Annotated in this window: 17 protein-coding genes, 1 tRNA gene and 1 pseudogene; 9 read left to right on the forward strand and 10 right to left on the reverse strand. The window is 68.5% G+C overall.

Features of this window, described 5'->3' with window-relative positions; genetic code table 11:
- Positions 1-291: 291 nt before the first annotated feature.
- The gene (locus tag OHB41_RS43040) at positions 292-1,485 is read right to left on the reverse strand and encodes a PP2C family protein-serine/threonine phosphatase (RefSeq protein ID WP_266705508.1); all 1,194 of its coding nucleotides are present in this window, start codon (positions 1,483-1,485) and stop codon (positions 292-294) included.
- A 1,617-nt stretch (positions 1,486-3,102) separates the two neighbouring features.
- On the opposite strand from OHB41_RS43040, the gene OHB41_RS43050 reads away from it, so the two are divergent.
- Entirely contained in the window at positions 3,103-3,444 is a 342-nt protein-coding gene (locus OHB41_RS43050) for a hypothetical protein (RefSeq protein ID WP_266705510.1), read from the forward strand.
- Positions 3,445-3,506: 62 nt separating this feature from the next.
- Here the strand turns inward: OHB41_RS43050 and OHB41_RS43055 are convergent, their stop codons facing one another.
- The gene (locus tag OHB41_RS43055) at positions 3,507-5,192 is read right to left on the reverse strand and encodes a ribonuclease J (protein ID WP_266705512.1); all 1,686 of its coding nucleotides are present in this window, start codon (positions 5,190-5,192) and stop codon (positions 3,507-3,509) included.
- Between the two features lie 1,022 nt (positions 5,193-6,214).
- Between OHB41_RS43055 and OHB41_RS43060 the strand changes: the two genes are divergently transcribed.
- Positions 6,215-6,472: an acetyl-CoA synthetase gene (locus OHB41_RS43060; RefSeq protein WP_266705514.1), complete on the forward strand. Its 258-nt coding sequence runs from the start codon at positions 6,215-6,217 to the stop codon at positions 6,470-6,472.
- 38 nt (positions 6,473-6,510) lie between these two features.
- Here the strand turns inward: OHB41_RS43060 and OHB41_RS43065 are convergent, their stop codons facing one another.
- Positions 6,511-9,162: a WD40/YVTN/BNR-like repeat-containing protein gene (locus tag OHB41_RS43065; RefSeq protein WP_266705516.1), complete on the reverse strand. Its 2,652-nt coding sequence runs from the start codon at positions 9,160-9,162 to the stop codon at positions 6,511-6,513.
- A 207-nt stretch (positions 9,163-9,369) separates the two neighbouring features.
- Positions 9,370-9,564, reverse strand: a pseudogene (locus OHB41_RS43070) (aquaporin family protein); the annotation flags it as partial.
- A 4-nt stretch (positions 9,565-9,568) separates the two neighbouring features.
- Between OHB41_RS43070 and OHB41_RS43075 the strand changes: the two are divergent.
- The 3 genes from OHB41_RS43075 to OHB41_RS43080 all read left to right on the forward strand — a co-directional run bounded on the left by OHB41_RS43075 (position 9,569) and on the right by OHB41_RS43080 (position 10,503).
- Positions 9,569-9,865: a hypothetical protein gene (locus OHB41_RS43075; protein ID WP_266705518.1), complete on the forward strand. Its 297-nt coding sequence runs from the start codon at positions 9,569-9,571 to the stop codon at positions 9,863-9,865.
- 327 nt (positions 9,866-10,192) lie between these two features.
- Positions 10,193-10,300, forward strand: a complete 108-nt coding sequence (locus OHB41_RS52795; RefSeq protein ID WP_526025021.1) for an ATP-binding protein — start codon at positions 10,193-10,195, stop codon at positions 10,298-10,300.
- Between the two features lie 2 nt (positions 10,301-10,302).
- On the forward strand, positions 10,303-10,503 hold the full coding sequence (locus OHB41_RS43080; protein WP_266705520.1) for an ATP-binding protein: 201 nt from the start codon (positions 10,303-10,305) through the stop codon (positions 10,501-10,503).
- 400 nt (positions 10,504-10,903) lie between these two features.
- Here the strand turns inward: OHB41_RS43080 and OHB41_RS43085 are convergent, their stop codons facing one another.
- The gene (locus OHB41_RS43085; RefSeq protein WP_266705522.1) at positions 10,904-11,731 is read right to left on the reverse strand and encodes a helix-turn-helix domain-containing protein; all 828 of its coding nucleotides are present in this window, start codon (positions 11,729-11,731) and stop codon (positions 10,904-10,906) included.
- 111 nt (positions 11,732-11,842) lie between these two features.
- On the opposite strand from OHB41_RS43085, the gene OHB41_RS43090 reads away from it, so the two are divergent.
- Positions 11,843-12,619 carry an alpha/beta fold hydrolase gene (locus tag OHB41_RS43090; RefSeq protein ID WP_266705524.1) on the forward strand — a complete coding sequence of 259 codons (777 nt, stop codon included), beginning with the start codon at positions 11,843-11,845 and terminating at the stop codon, positions 12,617-12,619.
- A 185-nt stretch (positions 12,620-12,804) separates the two neighbouring features.
- Here the strand turns inward: OHB41_RS43090 and OHB41_RS43095 are convergent, their stop codons facing one another.
- The 4 genes from OHB41_RS43095 to OHB41_RS43110 all read right to left on the reverse strand — a co-directional run bounded on the left by OHB41_RS43095 (position 12,805) and on the right by OHB41_RS43110 (position 14,476).
- Complete coding sequence (locus OHB41_RS43095) at positions 12,805-13,218, reverse strand: hypothetical protein (protein WP_266705526.1); 414 nt, start codon at positions 13,216-13,218, stop codon at positions 12,805-12,807.
- A gap of 145 nt (positions 13,219-13,363) precedes the next feature.
- On the reverse strand, positions 13,364-13,687 hold the full coding sequence (locus tag OHB41_RS43100; protein WP_266705528.1) for a hypothetical protein: 324 nt from the start codon (positions 13,685-13,687) through the stop codon (positions 13,364-13,366).
- Between the two features lie 71 nt (positions 13,688-13,758).
- A complete protein-coding gene (locus OHB41_RS43105; protein WP_266705530.1) occupies positions 13,759-14,154 on the reverse strand; it encodes a hypothetical protein in 396 nt (131 codons plus the stop codon).
- An 85-nt stretch (positions 14,155-14,239) separates the two neighbouring features.
- A complete protein-coding gene (locus OHB41_RS43110; RefSeq protein ID WP_266705532.1) occupies positions 14,240-14,476 on the reverse strand; it encodes a hypothetical protein in 237 nt (78 codons plus the stop codon).
- A gap of 78 nt (positions 14,477-14,554) precedes the next feature.
- Here OHB41_RS43110 and OHB41_RS43115 point away from each other — a divergent pair, with 78 nt between their 5' ends.
- From OHB41_RS43115 to OHB41_RS43125, 3 genes are all read left to right on the forward strand, one after another.
- Complete coding sequence (locus OHB41_RS43115; protein ID WP_266705534.1) at positions 14,555-15,178, forward strand: His/Gly/Thr/Pro-type tRNA ligase C-terminal domain-containing protein; 624 nt, start codon at positions 14,555-14,557, stop codon at positions 15,176-15,178.
- A 191-nt stretch (positions 15,179-15,369) separates the two neighbouring features.
- Positions 15,370-15,444: transfer RNA gene (locus tag OHB41_RS43120), tRNA-Thr, on the forward strand.
- 114 nt (positions 15,445-15,558) lie between these two features.
- Positions 15,559-16,662 (forward strand): UDP-N-acetylglucosamine--N-acetylmuramyl-(pentapeptide) pyrophosphoryl-undecaprenol N-acetylglucosamine transferase, encoded by a 1,104-nt coding sequence (locus tag OHB41_RS43125; RefSeq protein WP_266705536.1) that lies wholly within the window; start codon positions 15,559-15,561, stop codon positions 16,660-16,662.
- A 6-nt stretch (positions 16,663-16,668) separates the two neighbouring features.
- Here OHB41_RS43125 and OHB41_RS43130 read toward each other — a convergent pair whose 3' ends face one another.
- Positions 16,669-17,058 (reverse strand): HIT family protein, encoded by a 390-nt coding sequence (locus OHB41_RS43130; RefSeq protein ID WP_266705538.1) that lies wholly within the window; start codon positions 17,056-17,058, stop codon positions 16,669-16,671.
- Between the last annotated feature and the right edge of the window lie 389 nt (positions 17,059-17,447).

The raw sequence follows: 17,447 nt of genomic DNA on the forward strand, positions 1-17,447 counted from the left end.
ACGAGAGTGCATGAGGCAGCCCGACGCCGAAAGGCAGGAACCTGCGGTTCGTCCTGGTCGCCGACCACCGCCTGCCGCACCCGGCGCCCCTCATGGCGGACGAGCGGGTCGACGTGGCCGAAATCGTCGCGAAGTGCCCGAGTGGCTGTTTCCCCAACCCCCTGCCGCCGAGTCGCCCTCCCGTCCAAGCTCACTTCGCTTCGTACGGCCAACGGCCGCGTTCAAGATGCTCTCCGGGGTACGTCACCTGGCGCCGCTCTCAGTAGGGACTCAGGAGCGCGCCGTTGCGGCTCATCGCTGCGGGTCGGGTCTGGTCTCGGGTGGCCGGCTGCGATTGCCGTGCCAGTCCAGTATCAGGACCGTAGCGTCGTCCTTGAGGCTGCCGTGGCAGGCGTCAAGCACCGCGGCGGTCAGGGTCCGGACGGCTTCTCGGGGGTGCAGCGCGCGGGTGTCGTGAACGACCGAGGCCAGGTCGACGGCCGCGGCACCGCGCTCCTGCATTCCGTCGGTGAGCAGGACCAGGCGGTCCCCGGGACGCAGGTGCAGTTCCTGTAGGCGGTAGGTGGTGGGTGCCGCCACACCGAAGGGCAGGTCGACGGCGAGTTTCACCTCTTCGACGGCGTTGTCACGCAGCAGCAGTGGCCGGGGGTGGCCTGCGTTGACCAGTTCGCACAAACCCGTTTCGAGGTCGACGCACAGCAGCTGCCCGGTGACCAGGCCGCGGCTGTGACTCAGCAGGGTCTCGTGGGCGTGGCGGGCCTGCTTGAGGGCGTCACAGCCGCTGCGACGTGCCCGCCGCAGCGCGCCGACCAGCAAGGTGGCCAGCAGAGCGGAGTTGGTGTCGTGGCCCATGGCATCGGTGATGGACAGGTGCAGGGTGTCGCGGTCGAGGGTGTAGTCGTAGGTGTCGCCGCCGATGTCGTCGGCCGGGACCAGCCCGGCGGCGAGGGTGAACTGGGCCGCCTCGCAGCAGGGGGCCGAGGGAAGCAGCTGGTGCTGGATCTCCGCGGCCAGGCTGGTCCTGGTGGTGCGCCGGCCCAGGTGGTACAGATCGGTGAAGCGGCGGTCCGTGACGATGATGTAGGCCAGTGCGTGGGCCGCGTCGCGGACCTGTCGGAGCACGGTGTCGTCGGCGGACTGCAGGGTCACCTCCAGGACGCCGATGCAGTCGCCGCGGTTGGTGACCGGCGTGATGACGCGCCGCCCGCCCTGTCCGTCCGGTTCCACATGCTGGCGCTGGCTCTGCAGAACGTGGTCGTAGACGCTGCCCTGCAAGGCGATCGGCTCGCCAGGGTCGGCGGCCTCATCGCCGGCCGCGGCGAGGCGTACCAGCCGCTGGCCGATGAGGTCGACGAACAGGAAGGACGTGTGCTCGGCACCGAAACGCTTTTGCAGGTCGTGTGCCACGACGTCGACGGACTCACCGGGCGGGGCCGCTTCCGCAGCGGCCAGCAATTCGCCCAGTTCTAGATCTCCACCCTTCACAGCAACCTCCTGTCGGTTGCCGCATCTTCTTCCCCGAGTCTGCGCAGCATCACCTGATCTGCCCATTTCTCCTGGTCAGGACAACGGGCCAGATCGCTACGAGCAGGTCCCGGGGCCGTCGGGCGGCGCCCGTGGGCGGTCGTGCGGTCAGCGCGTCGGCGGCCCTCGATACAGAGGAAACAGCACGTCGACTGTATGGCGAGCGATCCGGGAACGGGCCGATGCGCTGTACGGGGTCGTGTACCAGGCCGCGCTCTTCCGGTACCTACCAGAGCAGTCGCCGTTGCACCTGGCCCTTCGGACGAGGCCGCTTGTATGCCACCGTCCCGCACAGATGACGCGCTTGCCGTGGTTCTCTTCGATCATCTGGCGTCGGGATGCGTGTGCGGTCCGCCGTTAGCGGCCGTCTTCACCGCGTCCCAGGGCTGGCCGTCGGCATCGCCGTGGACGGGGCCGTCGAGACGGTCGTCGTGGCGCACCGAGATCTGGAGCGTCTGGGCGATGATCTCGCAGGTCTAGGACGCCAAGGGCTTCGTCTTGTTGCCCAAGCGCTGGGTGGTTGAGCGGTCGAATTCGTGGACGGTGCGGGCCCGCCGCAACGCGAGGACGAACGCCTCATGTCCACGCCGAAGCCCACGTCCAGTGGGCGTTCATCACCCTCATGACCCGCCGCCTCACCCGACGAAACCGCCGGACCGAGACGGCCCAATATCCCCTCACCGCAGCCGCCTGGCGATGCCTCCGGCTGCCGTTCGCTTCAGCGTCCATCGACGCTCAACCGAACGGCGAAGCCGATCAACACCCAGCTTCAGGACACCGTGACCTGCGGAAAGAGGATGTGACACAGGCACTGAACGCGATCGTCGCGACCGTCAGCAGCCATGCCGTCCGGCGCAGCAGACCCTCGCGCTCATGGAGCGTGTGTGCGGTCGCCTACCCGTAACGGCTGCTGGTGAGGGCAGAGTCGGTTCTACAGGGCGGTCTGTCTGCAGGAATGCCGCTGTAGTTCGGGCGAAACGGGCCGGCCTGTAGCGCGAGGACGGGGGTGCTGGTGCGACCCTGTCTTCCTGAGGGCCTGCTACGTGGTCGAAGCGGCGGATCTCGAGCAGCGGCTGGCCGCCGCGGTCAGCGTTCTGCAGGACGTTCCGTTCCGGGCCAGGAACCTCGACCCGTGGGCGGAGGCAGGCCCGGGCGCAGTTGGTCGACAGGCCCGTTAGAGCCGGCAGTCGCGCCGACGGGGCTTGTGAGAGTGGCCTGCGAGCCGTACTCCAGCCGCCGATTGTGATCCTTATGTCGAGAGTGCGGTCTGCCGCCGGTAACGGCCCGTGCGGGATGGGGCGTGGTGGCGGCGCCTACATTTGGAGCGGATCCGGTAGCAGATCCCGTGCCATCCGCCCGGTCCGTGCGCGGGGTTCGTACCGGGCGAAGCCGCCCGCTAGTCACTTCGGAAGCGTGGCGGCCTCGCCGACGGCAGCGAGCAGTTCGAATGGAACTCTCGATCGGCTTGGCCGATGGTCAGCCCGAGCCAGCGACCGGTGGACGGTACTTGCCATCTCTGCATGCTGCCAGCCAGGTTGCACAGGGAGTTCAGGGCTCGGGTGGCTCCTCCATGTATGGGTGGTCCGGGTTGTCGAAGCCATCCAGCTCCTCGACGGCGAGGTCCTCCATCCAGCTGGTTTCAGCGTCTCCTGCGTAGCCGAGTGGCGAACGACGTTCCCTCCACTCGCCAGTGACTTCGCCTCACGCGCCGCGAAACGGTATCGCAGCGAGCTGCGGGATCTGACCGGGTGGTACGAGGGTACGAAGCTCGACCTGGTCAAGCTCATCTCGCACCTGGTGGGCGTGATCTGGCACGACGAACGCCGCGAGGAGCGGGTGCGGGCCGAGCGCGTTTATCCGTTTTCTTTCTGGCGCGCGGTCGGTGCCCGACCTCGGTGTCTTGAACGCCGCTCTACGTAAGTGTGGATGCCAGAAGCCGTTCCTGCTGCCGGCTGGGCAGGAGTGGGGAAGGGGACCGCCGGTCAGGCGTCGATGATGACGGGGATGATGAGGGGCCTGCGGCGGTGGGTGCGGAAGGCCCAGTTCGCCACGGCACGGGCGATGAGCTGTTCCAGCTGGTGTGCTTCGCCGACGCCTTCCTGGGCTGCGGTCGCCAGAGTCTTTTCGATGACGGGGATGACCGGTTCGAAGGTGGTGTCGTCGTGGACGAACCCGCGGGCCAGGAAGTCGGGTGTCTCGGCGAGGGCGCCCGTGTCGGCGTCGACGATCGCCACCACGGTGACCACGCCTTCCTGCGCGAGGGTGACGCGGTCCTTCAGGGACGCCTCGGTGGCGCCGCCGACCTCCATGCCGTCCACGTAGACGTTGCCCGCGGGCACCTTGCCGGTGATCGACGCACGCCCGTCCACGAGGTCGACGACCACGCCGTCCTCGGCGATGACCACCCGCTCGGGATCGACCCCCGTACGGATGGCCAGGTCGGCGTTGGCCCGCAGGTGGCGCCATTCGCCGTGTACGGGCATGACATTGCGGGGCTTGACGATGTTGTAGCAGTACACGAGTTCACCGGCGCTGGCGTGCCCGGAGACGTGCACCTTGGCGTTGCCCTTGTGGACGACATGGGCGCCCCACCGGGTCAGCCCGTTGATCACACGGTAGATGGCGTTCTCATTGCCGGGGATCAGCGAGCTGGCGAGCAGGACGGTGTCGCCCTCGCCGATGCGGATCACGTGGTCGCGGTTGGCCATCCGGGACAGAGCCGCCATCGGCTCGCCCTGGGATCCGGTGCACACCAGGGTGATCTTGTGGTCGGGGAGCTTCTCCAGCTCCTTGGTACTCACGACGAGGCCGCTGGGCACCTTCAGGTAACCGAGGTCGCGGGCGATGCCCATGTTGCGGACCATGGAGCGGCCCACGAAGGCGACCTTGCGCCCGTGCTGGTGCGCGGCGTCCAGGACTTGCTGGATGCGGTGCACATGGCTGGCGAAACTGGAGACGATCACCCGGCGCGGGGCGGTGCGCATCACCTGCTCGATCGCCGGGTTCAGTTCGCGCTCGGAGGTGGTGAAGCCAGGGACCTCGGCGTTGGTGGAGTCGGTGAGGAAGAGGTCGACGCCTTCTTCGCCGAGGCGGGCGAAGGCGCGCAGGTCGGTGATGCGGTCGTCCAGCGGGAACTGGTCCATCTTGAAGTCACCCGTGTGCAGCACCATCCCGGCACCGGTGCGGATCGCGACGGCGAGACTGTCCGGGATGGAGTGGTTGACCGCGACGAACTCGCAGTCGAAGGGTCCGAAGCCGCGCCGGTCGCCTTCGCGGACCCGGACCGTGCGCGGCCTGATGCCGTGCTCCTTGAGCTTGGCCTCCAGGAACGCCAGGGTCAGCTTCGAGCCCACCACAGGGATGTCGGAGCGCTCGCGCAGCAGATACGGCACGCCACCGATGTGGTCCTCGTGGCCGTGGGTGAGCACCACGGCCACGATGTCGTCCAGGCGATCACGGATCGAGGTGAAGTCCGGCAGGATCACGTCCACGCCGGGCTGGGTCTCTTCGGGGAACAGCACGCCGCAATCGACGACGAGCAGCTTGCCGGCATGCTCGAAGACGGTCATGTTGCGGCCGATCTCACCGAGACCACCCAGGGCGACGACCCGCAGCCCTCCTTCCGGCAGGGGAGGGGCGGCTTTCAGTTCGGGATGCGGATGACTCATATTCTGACGTTACCGGAGAGTCTGCCGAGGTGATCCACTGGCTGCCCGGCCAGCCGGTGCAACACAGCGCGGCCGCGGCGGTCGGCGCGTGGAGCGGGGCTGCGCCCGCGCCGGCAGCGACGACGAACTGCCCTGCTGGATGCCGTCATCGCTGCCACCAACGACCTGTCCGGCCAAGCGGACGTGGCCAGGTCGTACGCCGGGCGCGCGCTGCCTGACACTCTCGAACGTTGATCGGCGAGCATCGGCGTCTTCCGCCAGGCGGGCCGCCGACAGCGTCGACCGCCTCACCGAGGCCCCGCCGGATGGGGCTGGCGCGGGGCAGCGTGCCACGCGTCGATAGCAGTTGTCGCGTGGGAGGATTTCTGCAGGGGACGTTTCGGCAGAGCTCATTGACGCGCACGGCGCGGTGCCTCCGGTTGAGGTAGATCGGGTGTGCGGTCAGCGGGGTGGGTGTTCCCTTCCAGGTGTAGTTGGCGCAAGGTGCTTTCTGTCTCGTGCCTGAGGTGGTCGGGAGAAGCCAGACGCTGCCACGCGGGTCGGGGCGGCAGGGGACGGTGGCGCCGCGGGCGGCCCATTCCGCGGCGAGCTGTGTGTACACGGATGTGCCCTGGCCCGGGGCTTCTGACGTTCGGTGGCGCAAGGGAGTGGTCATGATGATGGAGGACTGCAGGCGGGGTCGAGGATCCTGGATCTCTCTCGTGGCCGCCCTGGTCGCCCTCTCCTCTCTTCTGGCCGCCTGTGGAGGCAGCGGCGACGATTCGGAGGCTGACTCGGCGCCGGCGCGTCCTTCTGCCAGTTCACCCACCGCCACCCCTTCGGAGAGCGGCCCCGGCACGCCGAGAATCCCCAGCTCGCCCTCTGTGACAAGGCCGGCAACGTCACCGTCGACGCCGTCGACACGAGCCCCGGCCCCTCATGGGACAGCCTCCGCGCCCCCAGGGTGCGTCGCAGGCTCTACCACCGTCACCCACCGGCCGGGAGACGCCTCTGTCCACGACCTCTGCGTTCGGCCCGGGACCGTGGTGTCCCTCGTCCTACGGCCGCGGAACGACGACAAGCGGTGGGCGGGTGTGCTGAGTTCCGCGCCGATCTTCGTCCTGGTGTCAGGGTGGGAGGTGGCGGCGGACGGCTCGGCCCACACCTCGCTGCGCTGCGCGGGCACCCGGGGTGGTTCCGCCAAGATCACGGCAACGGCGAAAGTGCCGGACGTGGCGGGCGCGGCGCGCGTCGCCTTCACGCTTGACGTGAATGTGGTGCCGTACACGACGCAGGGGTGACCCCGAAGACCAGGGATCACCCCTGCGACCTTGCTACGTCAGGCGCAGTCGCTCACCTTGATCGTATAGATGCCGCGGCCGTGCGTGGCCGCGTACAGCGTCTTGCCGTCCGGGCTCAGCCTGAGCTGGAGCACGGCGACGGCCGGGAGGTTCCCGACGCGCTGCCATGTCGTACGGCCCGGCGCGCGGTAGACGACGCCGAGGTCGGTGGCGACGGCGAGGCCGCCGTTCGGCGTGACGACCGCGGAGTTGGCCGGCACGTCGGGGAGGTTCTTCGAGATGTCCTTCCACGTGGTGCCGCCGTCCGTGGACTCGAAGACGTGGCCGACGCCAGCGCCGGGGCCCTCGGTCCAGTGACGGGAGAAGCCGTTCACCGCGAGGTAGACGTGGTCAGCGTTCTTCGGGTCGACGGCGAAGCCGCTGAGGTAGCGGTTGGGCACGGTGCCGTCCGTGCCGGTGGCCGGGAGGGTGATGTCGTGCCAGCCGGTGCCGTCCGCGTTGCCGACGGAGATGCCGCGAGCGAAGCCCTGGTTGTTGCAGGGGCCGCACCAGGCCGCATAGACCTTGCCGCCCGAGGCCGCGACCGCGGTCGCGGTGCGGCTGGCACCGAGGTCGTAGACGCTCTTCCACTCCGAACCGCTGCGGATGGCGTAGCCATTGGTCTGCACCCAGATGTGGCGGCCGCCCGCGATCCAGGTCGAGCTGTTCTTCATGTCGGCCGCGAGCGGGGCGATGAAGCGGGCCTCGCTCGTGGCATTGTCGGCCGGGGCGACGTTGTACGACGTGACCCTGCTGGAGTCGGTGGTCCAGCTGCCGTCGTTGACCGCGCAGTTCTGGGTGATCTGGACGGCGAGGTAGACGTACTCCTCAGCGATGTTGCAGCCGTTGGCCGGGTCGGTGAGCGTGTCGCCCCCGTCGCCGCCGAAGTTGGAGCCCATCACCTTGTCGTTGCTGCGCAGGACGGACTGCCCGTTGTCCTGCAGGCCGCCGGTGACGGAGACGCCGCCGTAGGTCAGGTCCTTGCCGACGCCCACCGAGTAGTACTGGAGGGTGTCGATGGTGCCGTCGTTCAGCGAGGTCCAGTCGGTGGCGTGCCCGGAGGCGTCCTGGGAGCCGCCCACCGGGCGCTTGTAAACGCCGCCGTCGTTGCCGACGTACACGAAGCTCTTGCCGTGGTAGCGGCCGATCGCGACGCCATGCTGGTCGGAGTGGGTGGTCTGGTTGCAGTCGCCCGTCTGCTTGGCGGGGTCGATGCTCCAGCAGGAGAAGCCGAAGTTCCAGTACGGACCGACGGTCGACCAAGTGCTGCCGCCGTCCTTGGACTCGTAGACCTCTTCAAGGCCCGCGTACACATGTTGCGGGTCGGCCGGGTCGACGGTCAGGAACTGGTTGTACCAGGACTGGACGCCCGGCATGTAGCCGCTGGAGGTCAGCGCCGAGCCGTCGGCGGCCAGTTGCTTGTAGTCAGCGATCTTCGTCCAGGGGCCGAACGGCGAGCCGGCGCTGTAGATGCCCTCAAGGCCGCTGTCGGGGTTGGCGGCCATCTGCGCGGGCGACTCGTCGATGGCGTAGTAGCGCGAGCCGTCGGCGGAGTGGGCGAAGGTGACCGTGCCGACGTTGTCGGCGTCGATCGGCAGGTCACCGAAGCCGCTGGTGATCCGCGTCCAGGCGCCGTCGGAGCCCTTGGTGTAGAAGCCGTTGTAGTCGTCACCACTGCGCCAACCGACCGCCAGGACCACCTTGGACGGGTCCTTGGGGTCGATGGCGATGTCGTTGGTGATGTTCTTGTACGCGGCGCTGTCGTCGGTCGCCTTGGAACCCCCGGGCAGGTAGTCGGGGTTGGGGGCGAACTCCAGCTTCCAGGCGCCGCTGAGCTTCTTGGTGGAGTGGCTCCACACGCCCTCGCTGGTCGCCGCCCACACCTTGCCGCCGCCGAAGCGCAGCTGGCGGATGGTGGTGGACTCCAGTTCGTCGCCGCCGACCCGGCTGCGCGTGGAGAACGTGCCGTGGTGCGGGTGGGACAGGACGTAGACGCCGCTGCCGAGGTAGGCGTCCGCGTTGGTGTTCGCCTCGCCGGTACCCAGCCACAGCCGTCCGGTCCCGTCCAGCGCGAGCGCACCGGTGGACTGCGAGGACAGCCGGTCGCTGATCGGCTGCCAGTGACTGCCGCCGGTGCGTGAGCGCCACACGCCGCCGCCCGCGCTGCCTGCGTACACGTAGCCGTCGTCATCGGCGGCCATCGCCGCCATCCGGCCGGTGACGTTGCCCGAGCCGCCGCTGGAGTTGGAGTCGTAGTCGCGGTAGCGCGCATCGTCGGAGTTGTACGGCAGATCGGTGACGTTCCGCCAACTGCCGCTGGTGCTGCGCATGTTGGTCAGGCTCTGCCAGGCGGCGCCGTATGCGCCCGGCGCGACGATGCCGGGTGAGGTACGGGCTTCCGCGTACTGGTCCGCCCCCTCGGCTATCTCGTCGGCCTCGTTGCCGCCGTCACCGTCGTCGTCCGCCTTCAACCTGGAGGTGATGCCACCTGTCGACTGCGCGCGCTCGGCGGCGAGTTGGGCAAGTGCGCGGGCACCGAAGGGGGTACCGTCCGGGCCGGACGCGGCGCCTGCGGGTATCGCGACGAATGCGGCGGATGCGGTGATGGCACAGATCGTGAACCATCGTCTCTTATGGGTTGGTGCTGACACCAGGTCCTCCGAAGAACGGGTGGTCATACAGCCGTCACAGAGAACCCGATCACCGGCGGCAGGAGGTGTCCGGCACTTGGACAAGTCTTTGACCGGAACCTGTCACTGCACATGGCCAAAAGCCGACTGGCCCCAACGCGAGGTCCGCCTCGGTCGTGCTGAGCGGGCGGCTCTGGGCCATCGGGGTCGGCGACCTGGCTGCTCGCCAGTCGTTCGCCACGACATAAAGATCAGCGTCACCCGTGACAGTCCGACCACGGCCCCGACGAGCTGCATGCCGATGAACCCCGCGACGGGCCCGGGCCCGATGCCCGCGAAGGTATCGGTGAAGGCGCGGCCGATCGTCACCGCCGGGTTGCCGAAGGACGTGGACGAGGTGAATCAGTACGCAGCGCTGATGTAGGGGATGAACATCCGGGTTGCCGAGAAGACTCACGACCCAGACCACCCGAACTCCTGGAAGCTCAAGGACGACTACTGGATCGGCGACGAGACGGACCATCGGACCTTCATCATTTACGTCTACGAGTTGCCGAAGGCTGCGGGCGACATCCTCCGCCAGTGGTCGTATCCCAATCACTTCGAAAAGGAGCACCCTGGCTGGCAAACCACCCTCGCCGGTGCACTGGCAGATGGGCGTGGAGGTGTTGCACGGCGACCTGGCGGCCGCGGTGGCGGAGTTCGCGGGCCAGGAGTTCGCTGAGGCCGGCTGCCCGGTGCTTGCCGCCTGTTCTCTCGCCTATTGCGAGCTGTTGCTCCCAAGGTCAATCGATCTCGGTTCAGCTGCCGTTCCCGCGTACCAACAGGCTCGGGAAACGGTCAGGCTGTTTTCGAACTCCAGGATGACTGGATCTGCCCGGAGGCACGGTAGGGATCTCAAGGACCGAGCCGTCGGAGAACCGTGATGGCACATCCCCCTGAAGAGGACCGCGGGCCCCTTGACGATGACAGCGGCCTTCAGGCGGTTGGGCAGGTCCGGTGTGTGGCCCGCGGGTTCCTGGCTGTTGCCGCGCCGGAGTGCGAGGACGCGGTGGACTCTGTGTTGTTGGTGGTGTCGGAGTTGTTCACCGACGCGGTGCGGCATGCCGGCGGGGTGACCGGGTTCCGGCTGGAGGCCGGGCCGGGCCGGGAACGGTGACCGTGGCGGTCCACGATGCCAGCACCGACCCTCCGCTGTCGCTGCCCTTGGATGCCACCAGGCCGGGTGGGCTCGGCTGGCATCTGGTGCAGGAGCTGTCGGTGGACGTGAGGGTCGAGGTCCTTGCGGTGGGCAAGACGGTGACCGCCGTCGTGTCGTGCCCCACCGGCGTCGTGAACCACGTTGCTGACGGAGGTAGTTGACGCTTGCGTAACCACGTCCGGTGGCGCTGCGTTGGTCTGGGTGACACGCGTGCACCGGAGTGTTCGAGCGGGTTTTGGCTCCGCCGGCGTTGGGGCTGAGGACCTCGTAGGCCGTTCCGGGCTGTCCTGTCATGGCAGGTGGCCCCTCGCCTTCCCCCTCGGAGGCCGGGGGCTATCGACGTTCGGGCGACCTTGCGACGGGAGTGAGGCGGAGGCACTCACTCGTCCGAAGCATCGTGGTGCAACTGGCGCGCTGCTTCCCGCTGGGGAAGGTGCGAAGCGGCTGGACTTGGCGGGCCCGGGATTCGGTGAGCCGACCAGTGACCTGGTGATGGTGCCGGTCCATCCGCAGACCGGAGATCGACTCCACCGTCAGGGGGGCTTTTCGTGAGCGCTCTCATCATTCGACGGCCACCGTCGCCTGCCACGCCCCAGGGCGCATGCCTGTCGCGTTCTGGAAGAACACCGAGAAGTTGGACGCGTCGGGGAAGCCGAGCGTGCCGGCGCAGGCCGCCGCGGTGAGGCGGTCGTGCGCGAGGAGGCGTTTTGCTTCCAGGACGATCCGGTCGACGATGTACGCCTTCGCGGTGCGGCCAGTGGCCTGCTGCACCACTCGTGAGAGGGTGCGGGGCGCGTAGCCCAGAGTCCGGGCGTAGTACCCGGCGTCGTGATGTTGCCTGAAGTGTGCCTCGACGTTGGACCGGAACAGCCGGAACACCGGATGTGCTGAGCGTGCTCCGCCGTGCGGGGGCCGGAGCCGGGCGATCAGCGCGGAGAGGAGGATCTCGGGCAGCTCCGTGGAGAGGTCCCCGGGCGGGGCTGACGCCTCAAGGAGGAGATGGTTCCGCGCGGCGTCGATGAACGGCCAGTCAGCGTCGGGGATTCTCCAGTGCGCGGCCAGGTCCGGGGACGCGACGAGTTCCCGGGTGGCGTGGGTGACCGGCGCGGTCGGCACGAACAGCACGACGTGCCCTGCCACGCCGGCGATGTCGTCCCACCTGTGCACCGCCCCGGGAGGGATCCATACCGCGGAACGCTCCCGCAGCGGGTGCCGGAGGAAGTCCACCGTGACGGATCCGGGCCCGGCATCGACGACGGCGAGGACGTGGAAGTCGGCACGTTGTGTCCCGCCGTCGTTCAGCTCGCGGAGGCGGTCGAACGTCATCGTTTCGACGGCGGCGGCCCGGCGCTCGACGGGCTGGTAGGTCATCTGCCGGATCACGGTCACGCGTCCAGTTTCCACCATCGAGCGACCGGTTACGCCGATGCCCGGGACCAGCGGGAGATATTCAATGAACACAAGGCGAATCGCCTCGTAGGCCAGATCGAGAGAGGCACAATGAACACCACGCAGAAACCGCTTCTACCCGTTTATGACCACAGACAGGGGGCCGGGCCGACCCTGGTGTTCCTGCACTACTGGGGTGGTTCAGCCCGCACCTGGGACCTCGTCGTCGACCGCCTCGCGGGTCGCGACCTGCTCACTGTCGATTTCCGCGGGTGGAACCGCTCCAGCAACCTGACTGGGCCTTACACTCTCCGCCGGTTCGCCGAAGACACGCTCGCCGTGATCGCCGACTCAGGCATCACCGACTACGTCCTCGTAGGGCACTCCATGGGCGGCAAGGTCGCGCAGCTCGTCGCGGCGACCCGGCCCGCCGGGCTCCGCGGGATCGTCCTCGTCGGTTCCGGCCCGGCGAAACCCGCCACGGCGGTCACCGCGGAGTACCGGGAAGCCCTGTCCCACGCCTATGACTCCGAGGAGTCCGTCGCCCGCGCACGCGACGACGTCCTGACCGCGACCGAACTGCCCGCGTCGATCAAGGCGCAGATCGTGGCCGACTCGCGTGCCGGAGCCGATGCGGCCCGCACGGAATGGCCGCTGCGCGGCATCGCGGAGGACATCGCCGAGCACACGCGCATGATCAGTGTTCCCTCCCTCGTCGTCGCCGGAGGCAACGACCGCGTCGAGCCGGCCGGCGTGCTCATCAACAACCTGGTGCCCTACCTTTCCGGAGCCGAGTTCGTGGTGATCCCCCACACGGGGCACCTGATCCCACTGGAAGCTCCGGCCGACCTCGTCAACGCCATCACGGCCTTCGCACCAGCAGCCTGACCATCTGGACGACCCGAGGGCACAGGCTGTCCCCGATCGTCCGCCGAAGGCCCCACCGCGTCGAAGCATGAGGTGTCGAGGCGGTTCCTTCGTAGCGGGCGTGTGTCTGGTGCTGCGGGGCGGCCGGAGCCGGTGTCGACGGCCGCCCCGCAGGCGTGGGGGTGTTCCGGCCGGGGCCGGGCGGGTCAGTGGGCGGTGAGGGCGGCACGCTGGTCGTGTCCGGTGGCCGCGCTGTCCGAGGACGTGGGCGAGTCGTCGACGGTCCACCGGTGCCCGCAGACGGGTGCGGGGCAGAGGTGTACGCGCTGACCGGTCTTCCGGGCGTAGTCGAGTCCGCGGCTGGGGTGCCTGCAGGCCGGGCAGCGGACGGGGTTGCCGATGCCCTGGGTGTGGGCGTCGGAGGCGTACATCCAGGTGAGGGGGAGCGCGCCTGGTGTGTCCTTGGGCACGCTGCGGAGCCGCCATTCCTTGCGGGTGGGGTAGGCGACGAACTGCCCCCAGTCGCGTGTGATGTTGTCGGCGAGGACTCGGCCGTCGAACGGGCGCAGGCGTGAGCCGCATCTCGCGGTAGTAGGCGCTCGTGGCGGCCAGGACTTCACGCGTATGCGGGTGGCCGATGATGAGGAGGTCGCCGTCCTCACCGCCGTCGTTCACGAGCAGGTCCCGCGCGGTGAAGGCGACGTCGTCGGCGGTGGGGACGAACGCGGCCTGGTCCATGTCGTGGTCGGTCTCGGGGACCGTGGCCTACGCCCAGATCCCGGTGCCGTCCAGGACGGTGTCCAGCCGGTCACGGGCGCCGTCGATGAGCGGTTCGGTGCCCAGGGCTCGCGCCCACGCGGTAACGCCGTCGGTGTCGTGCGCGCCGATGTGCAGGATCAGGCTGTGCAGGGGGCGTCCCGGCTTGGGGAAGACGCTGCTGGAGATCCCGAAGCCGGACAGCGGCAGGCTGGGGTGCTCCCGCAGCAGGCGTCGGGCGGCTGCGAGTTGCCCGGTTTGGAGGGATGCGTACCGCTCCAGCTGTGCCAGCAACTGCTGAGTCCGCTCGGGTGCCGGCGGGTTCATGGGCATGGTGACTCCTTGGCGAAGGGGGAGCGCCGTGGCTGCCTGGGGGAGGGTGCGGCGCTCCGGGGTGGCGGCCCCTACGGGGTGGGGGTGTGCACGGTGGAGGCGAGGAAGGCGCTCAGGGTGCGTGGCTGGTCGGTGGCGTCGAGTGTCCACAGCCGGATGCGCATCTGGTCGACGGTCGTGTCGAGGAAAGTCATCCGCCACCACAGCCATTGCGACAGGCCGGTCTCCTGGCGGGGTTCGGTGGTGCCGTAGCTGCTCGCGCCCGTGGTGTGGGCGGTCGTGTTCAGGGCCTGTGCCCAGGACCGAAGTGCGGACGTGTTCTCCACCTGGATCAGGGCGGCCGGTCCGAGACCGTGTACGTGGGCGACGTCCACCGACGTGACGGAGAGCTCGGGGTGCGCGGCGAGGAGGGTGGCGGCCGCGTTGGAGGCGGCGGCGTAGGGGCGTCGTGGATGGGTGACGGTCATGAGGTCCTCGTGGGACTAGCTGGCGGACGGGGCTGGGGCGTGCCCGGTCCTGCCAGGAGTGGCTGGACCGGGCACGCAGTTCAGGTCAGCGGGCGAGCGCCGTGCGGTGCTCGTCGCGGGGGGCGCGGGCCGCGGGCTCGGCGACGGCCTTCACGTGGTGGGGGCTGTGGACGTCGCCGTGTTCGCTGCACACGACGGCGAACGCCGTCCTTCCGGGGCAGCCGGAATCCGGGTCGCGGGGCTTACCGGAGGGCTTGACGGCATGGTCGCAGGGGCTGTTGTCGGCGTGCCGGGGCTCGATGCCAACGAGGATGCGGGCCATGGAGGGGTTCTCCTTCGCAGACGCGAGAGCACCGTGGCTCCTGCCGGGAGGAGGTGCCGCGGTGCTCGGGGGTGTGTGGTGTGGCTGTCCGATCGACCGGACTGGTGGCTCTGCGCACCGGGCCTGCCACCGCTGCACCCGCACACCGCCGAACTGCACGGCGCCGCCGAGGACATGGGGTGCGGCCGCTGCGACGAAGGCCGCTACCACACGGTCCGGGCGGTCGAAGTCGCCCACGTCTTCGAACTCGGCACCCAGTACTCCGCCCCGATGAACCTCAACGTCCCCGACCCGTACAGCGCCCGCCGCCCCGTGCACATGGCGTGCTCCGGCATCGGCATCACCCGTTGCCTCCAGACCCTCGCCGACCTCCACCGCGACCGCCACGGACTGCGCTGGAAGCCGGGAACCGGCCCGGCCGACCTCCACCTCATCGTCCTGCGCGCCGACCTGCCGGAGATGCGCCAACGCACCGACCAGGCCGTCAGTCAGCTCCAGCACCACGGCATCCGCCTCCTCGTCGACGACCGGCACGAAGCGGCCGGCGAGAAGTTCGCCTACGCCCAGCTCATCGGAACCCCCCGCGCCGTCGTCCTCTCCCCGCAGCAGACAGACGGCCGCGTCGAAGTCATCGACCGCTGGACCGGCCGCCACGACACGACACCGCTGGACCGCATACCCGCCCCCGAGGACTGCCGGTAGCCCAGCAGACGGAACAATCCGCGCCGCAGGATGCCGCCACACATTTCATCGGCGGCATCCCGAAATCGCCCGCCACGATAGATTCGAAGCCTCAATGGAATAGATCGGAGGAGACGGATTACATTTACAAACAATTACGCTCTTCGCGTTGACTGGCACACTCGTCCCCTCCTAGCCTTTGGATGTACCAACGGGTCGTAGCTCAAGTTGTGGAGCACGGCAAAAGTTTTGCCGAGGAGCCGGTTCAATTCCGGCCGACCCGACCAGATTTGACAGTGCAACAGCAGGACAGGCGACATGACGCCAGGCATCGTCCGAGATGTCTCCTGGCAGGCCAGCCCTCGAAACGGAACCCGAACAAACGAACCGGTACGGTGTATATGAAAATCGGGATCACCGGCGGCGGCAGCGCCGGACACGTCGTCCCCGCCCTCGCAGTAGCAGCCCAACTGCAGGCGCGCGATGCACGTGAAATCGTCTTCTTCGGCCGTGCCGGAAGTATCGAGCACGAATACGCGGGAAAAGCAAACATCCCCTTCCGTCCGGTCCCCTCGGCGGGCCTGAAACGCTACGGCTCATGGAGCAACCTACGCATGCCCTTCACCGTGCTACGCGGCATCGGCGCCGCATGGAAAGCCATGCGCAGAGAACGCCCCGATGCCGTCTTCAGCAAGGGCGGCTACGTCACCGTCCCCGTCGGCATCGCCGCCTGGCTGTGCCGGATCCCCCTCGTGATCCACGAATCCGACCACTCCCTGGGCCTGGCGAACACGATCCTCGCCCGCATGGCCGCCCGGGTCTGCCTGACCACGCCCGCATCCGACACCCCGGGCTGGCTCAGCCAGAAAACCGTCGTCACCGGACTGCCCCTGCGCCACGACCTCGCCTCCGGCGATCCGGACCGGCTGCGCCGCCGCCTGCGCCTGAGCCCGCACCTGCCGGTCCTGCTGGTCTTCTGCGGCAGCCAGGGCTCCACCCGCATCAACGACGCGGTACGCAGCCAACTGCCGAAGCTGTGCGCCGAATTCTCGGTCATCCACCTCTGCGGCACAGGAAACCTGGACGCCTCACTCGACGGCATCGACAACTACCGGCAACTGGAGTACCTGCACGAGGACATGGCCGACGCGCTCTGGCTCGCTGACCTCGTCATCGGCCGCGCCGGCGCAACGACCCTGGCCGAACTCGAAGCCCTCGGCAAACCGGCCGTCCTCATCCCCCTGCCCGCGACCGTAAGCCGCGGCGACCAGGTCGACAACGCCCAGGCCTACGCCCGCCGCCATCCCGGCCGGTGCCTGGTCATCGCCGACGACGACACACTGACAGGCGGTGTCGCGCTGACGGAGGCCTGCCGGCGTCTGGCCGACATCGGCCAGACGCAGCAGCCCGACCCCACAGACATCCACCGGGCCGCCGGCCTCGTCGCGGCAGAAACCCTGACCGCAGCTGCGGCTGGGCCCTGGGGCAGGCGCCAGGGGCGGTAGCGCGGCTCAGCCGTCGTGGTGCCCGTAGGCCGCCAGGATCTCCTGCTCGTTCTCACCGCGGTGGCAGACGTGCCAGTGCATGTGCTTCGACTCCTGGTACAGGCCCTCGTTCGTGGTGATCGAGGCGGCACCATGCTCGGCCCGTACTTTCCCCGCGACCTCCCGCACGACCTCCATCACCTCCAGCAGAAGATCCGCGTTGTCGTCACCGAGATCCACCAGCGACGGAACGTGCTCCTTCGGCACCACCACGATGTGCACCGGATACGCCGGCCGAGTGTGGTGAAACGCCAACACTCGGTCCGTCTCGGTGACGACGTCGATGTCCGCCAAACCAGGAATGGCCTGGTGGCAGTAGAAATCCGAGAGCGCGGTGGGCGCGGCAGCAGAAGTCACAGTCAGTCACTTTCCGTCTCGCGTGGTGATGAAGCCCGCAAGACTACCGGCTGCCCCTGCAGCCACAGCTCTGGCCAAGACCAGCACAACACGCCAGCGACACAGAAGATCGGGTCCCCCTCGCGCCCGTTTTTGCTGGCAGCGCCGCACTGTCCAGCCAGATCAGAGACCCCCTGGAGAGTGAATAACCGAGAAGTCCGCCTTCACCTTCCAGTGAGACTCTGACCGGGCAGCACGAGCCGATATCCACTTCCGGCAATGGCGTTCCTTTTCCGCCAGGTGGCGAGATAGGGTCAAATTCAATGAAGATCTTGTACGGAGGTGCTCGGGATGGAGAACGCTGCGCCCGCACGACGCGGCCGTCCCCCAGGCACGCGGAACAGAAGCTG

This window comes from Streptomyces sp. NBC_01571, assembly GCF_026339875.1.
Classification (GTDB): domain Bacteria; phylum Actinomycetota; class Actinomycetes; order Streptomycetales; family Streptomycetaceae; genus Streptomyces.